Source organism: Pseudooceanicola lipolyticus, assembly GCF_002786325.1.
GTDB lineage: Bacteria > Pseudomonadota > Alphaproteobacteria > Rhodobacterales > Rhodobacteraceae > Pseudooceanicola_C > Pseudooceanicola_C lipolyticus.
This window is the reverse complement of sequence record NZ_PGTB01000276.1, coordinates 1-2,975: the sequence shown is the minus strand read 5'-3', so window position 1 is coordinate 2,975 and position 2,975 is coordinate 1. Positions and strand designations below refer to the sequence as shown.

3 protein-coding genes and 1 pseudogene are annotated in these 2,975 nt (G+C 65.1%); all 4 read right to left on the bottom strand.

The genetic code is table 11. The features are described 5' to 3' along the window. Window positions 1-526, bottom strand: a 526-nt coding sequence (locus CVM52_RS24885; protein ID WP_172721086.1) for an AAA family ATPase, incomplete at its 3' end; no start/stop codon positions are given. Window positions 527-539: 13 nt separating this feature from the next. Then, on the bottom strand, window positions 540-1,394 hold the full coding sequence (locus tag CVM52_RS24880; protein ID WP_100164966.1) for an outer membrane protein assembly factor BamD: 855 nt from the start codon (window positions 1,392-1,394) through the stop codon (window positions 540-542). 136 nt (window positions 1,395-1,530) lie between these two features. After that, a complete protein-coding gene (lpxC, locus tag CVM52_RS24875; protein WP_100164965.1) occupies window positions 1,531-2,451 on the bottom strand; it encodes a UDP-3-O-acyl-N-acetylglucosamine deacetylase in 921 nt (306 codons plus the stop codon). A 217-nt stretch (window positions 2,452-2,668) separates the two neighbouring features. After that, window positions 2,669-2,975: pseudogene (locus CVM52_RS27225) on the bottom strand (cell division protein FtsZ); the annotation flags it as partial.

Below are 2,975 nucleotides of genomic sequence, written 5' to 3'. Positions count from 1 at the left end.
TCGCCTCGACGGTCTTGCGCGCGGTGCGCACCGCCGCCCAGGCGGCGCGGGTTGCGGCGCGCTGCGGTCCCAGCCCGGCAAAGGCATCCAGCAATTCGCGATGGCCGCGCGGGTTCAGCAGCCCGCGATCATCCTGCTGGCCGTGCAGTTCCACCAGCGTATCGGACAGCGCCCGCAACACCTCGCCGCTGGCACGGCGGTCATTGACCCAGGCGGTCTTGCGCCCCGAGGCATCATTGACCCGGCGCAGGATCAGCTCGTCGGCTACCGGCAGCCCGGCCTCGTCCAGCACCGCCCGCGCCGGATGCTCCGGCGCCAGGTCAAACACCGCCGTCACCTCGCCCTGATCGGCGCCCTGGCGCACCAATTCGGCGCGCCCGCGCCAGCCCAGCACGAATCCCAGCGCATCGAGAAGGATGGATTTGCCGGCGCCGGTTTCGCCGGTCAGAACGTTCAGGCCAGGCTGGAAGCTGATGTCCAGCCGGTCAATGATAAGCATATCCCGGATGTCGAGGGCGCGCAGCATGTGGCAGGACCGATCAGAGCCACTCGCCCTTGACGGTCTGGCGATAGATCCGCGACAGCCAGTTGTTGCCGCGGCTGGTCGGTTCCAGGCCCCGGCCGGTCAGCAGGCGATAGCTGTCCTCGTACCATTGGGTCGACTGGTAGTTGTGGCCCAGGATCGCCCCCGCCGTCTGCGCCTCGTCATCCAGGCCCAGCGACAGATAGGCCTCGACCAGACGATGCAGCGCCTCGGGCGTGTGCGTGGTGGTCTGGAAATCCTCCACCACCACGCGGAAGCGCTTGATCGCCGCCGAATAATGGCTGCGCTTCAGGTAATAGCGGCCCACTTCCATCTCTTTCCCGGCCAGGTGGTCAAAGGCCAGGTCGAATTTCAGGATCGCCGAGGTGGCGTATTCGCTGTCGGGATAGTTCTCGATCACCATGCGCAACGCCTGCAGCGCCTGGAAGGTCAGGCCCTGGTCGCGCCCGACCTCGTCGATCTGATCGTAATAGCTGAGCGCCAGAAGGTACTGGGCATAGGCCGCGTCCTCCTCGGTCGGGTAGAAGTCGATATAGCGCTGCGCGGCGGCGCGGCTTTCGGGATAATCCCGGCCTTGGTGGAACGAATAAGCCTGCATGATCAGCGCCCGCCGTGCCCAGCTGGAATAGGGATACAGGCGTTCGACCTCGGAAAAGTAATAGGCTGCGTCGTCGGTGCGGTTGCGGCTCAGCTCGAACTCGCCGCGTTCGAAGATCTGGTCGGGCGTGTAGGTTTCCAGCGAAACGGAACGATCCGCCGCGGGTCCGCCGCCGCCCCCACCGCAGGCGGCAAGGCTTGCGGTCAGGATGGCTGCTGCGATGGTTCTGGCCAGCATTTTGCCGCACTTCATGCGAGACTACCCTTATCGGACCTTGTCGGACTCGTGACCGGCCCAGGCCGGTTGCGGCCGGTCTAGCACATTAAATTCCGGCGCAAAATGCTTATCGGCCAGGCAGGCGGCGAGATCAACCGCATGCGGCCTACCGTCACGCGACGTGGGGGATTTCCGACAGGACCAGCCCCTGCCCCGGCAGCACCGAAGCCTGTTCCGGGCTGCACAAAACCGTGCGAACCGACCCCGGCGTGCAGAATACCTTGCGCAGCAGCGTGTTGGTCAGCGCGTGACCGGCGCGTTCGCCGATGTAATGGCCCATGATCGGCCCGCCGGCCAGCGACAGATCGCCCAGCGCGTCCAGCATCTTGTGGCGCACCGCCTCGTCCTCGTAACGGAACCCGCCCGGGCTCAGCACTGCGTCGCCATCAACCACCACGGCGTTGTCCAGCGTACCGCCCAGTGCCAGGCCGTTGGCATGCATCGAATCCACATCCGCCTGGCGGCAGAAGGTACGGCTGTCGCACAGCTCGCGGGCGAAGGTGCCGTTGCGCATGTCCAGGCTCAGGCTCTGGCGGCCGATGGCCGCATCGGCGAAATCGATGTGAAACTCGATCTGGAACCGGTCCGACGGCAGCAGGGTGGCGCGGGCGCCGTCCTTTTCCACGCTGATCGGCTGCAGGATCTGGAAGGCCAGCACCGGCGCCGCCAGCCGGCGGATGCCGCGCGCCATGATGCCGCGCACAAACGGGGCCGACGAGCCGTCGAGAATTGGAACCTCGGGGCCGTCGATCTCGATCAGGGCGTTGTGCACGCCGCAACCGGCCAGCGCCGCCATCACATGTTCGACGGTCGATACCGTCACGCCCGACCGGTTCACCAGCCGGGTGCACAGCGCGGTCCGTTCGACGACATCCCACAGCGCGGGGATCATCGCGTTGCCGATCTGAATATCGGTGCGGCGGAACCAGATGCCATGCCCGGCCGCGGCGGGCCGCAGCACCATGCGCACCTGTGCGCCGCTGTGCAAACCAACGCCTTCGAAAACGACCGGAGATTTCAGTGTATTCTGCAAACCGATGCCTCGGACTTTTGTTTCTGCACCAGCATTTCCTGCTGACTGCGACAAGGAGGTAATGGGAGGGCCCAATGTGAACAACTCAATCTTTGTAACCGAATGAAATATCTCGGTAACCTTTCGGCAGAAGCCCGCGCAGACCTAATTAAAGCACTGAAATAAAAAGAAAAAGGGCCGCCGAATGGCAGCCCTTGGTAAATGGAATGTGACAAGCTCAGTTGGCTTGGCGCCGCAAAAATGCCGGAATCTCGATGCGATCCTGGTCATCTGCCGGCTCTTGATGGTGCCGTGCCGTCGCGTCAGGCTGGCGCACCGGCGGCTGGTGACGCACCGGTTTGGGCTGTTGACGCTCCGCCGGCGTGTCGGCAGCATGGCCGGTCATCCGGTTGATCAGCGAATTGATCCCAAAGCCCTTGCGTTCGGCCGCCGGCTGCTTCTCCGCCGCCACTTCGGCGGGGTTGAAGCGTGCGGTGCCGGCCCGCTGGGCCGCGGCCTGCAGCCGCGCCAGCGCCTCGGGCGAC

What these genes read in the sequence shown, in the direction of transcription:
- CVM52_RS24880 (WP_100164966.1), bottom strand. Translation starts at nt 1,394, where the DNA reads ATGAAGTGCGGCAAAATGCTGGCCAGAACCATCGCAGCAGCCATCCTG.